This is a genomic window from Streptomyces bambusae (genome assembly GCF_019400985.1).
Lineage (GTDB): Bacteria > Actinomycetota > Actinomycetes > Streptomycetales > Streptomycetaceae > Streptomyces > Streptomyces bambusae_A.
The window spans coordinates 1-535 of sequence record NZ_WTFF01000750.1 but is presented as its reverse complement, the minus strand read 5'-3'; the positions used below and the strand labels follow the sequence as shown (position 1 = coordinate 535).

The following is a 535-nucleotide window of genomic DNA, read 5'->3' as shown; positions in this document are numbered from 1 at the left end:
GAGTCGGCCGGGTCCGGGGCCGCCGACGCGTCCGGCGGTTTGGCCTTCGGCGCCTCGGCGGCGTCCGACGCGCCTTCGCCCGAGCTGCCCGCGGGCCGCGTCAGGGCGGCGGCCCGCAGGACCGCGGCCGCTGCCGAGCGGCCGTACATCTCAGGGCTCCCAAGGGTACGGGGATCAATGGTCCGGCCGGGTGGCGGGCCGGCCGGGCTCCGGCCCTCGGCCGCCCGTCACCGTAAGGCCCCGCCGCGGTGAGGCCCCCGGCCCCGCCAGCCGAAGGCCTCACGGTGAAAGGATCGAGGCCAGGTCCGTGCGGCCGGGGATGCCGAGTTTGGCGTAGATGCTCGTCAGGTGGTTGTCCACCGTGCGAGGGGACAGGCCCAGGCGGACCGCGATGGCGCGGGAGGGCAGCCCCTGGGCGGCGAGGGCCGCGATCTCGCGCTCGCGCGGGGTGAGGGCGGGGGCCGCGAGGCCCGCCAGGGCCGGGATCGCGGACGGGGCGGCGCCCGTCTCTTATACACACCTGCCGCTGCCGAAG

Annotated in this window: 1 protein-coding gene; it reads right to left on the bottom strand. The window is 77.8% G+C overall.

Translation table 11 applies throughout. The annotated features are described in order from the left end of the window. Positions 1-279 precede the first annotated feature (279 nt). Positions 280-477: a helix-turn-helix domain-containing protein gene (locus GPJ59_RS36870; RefSeq protein ID WP_258025463.1), complete on the bottom strand. Its 198-nt coding sequence runs from the start codon at positions 475-477 to the stop codon at positions 280-282. Between the last annotated feature and the right edge of the window lie 58 nt (positions 478-535).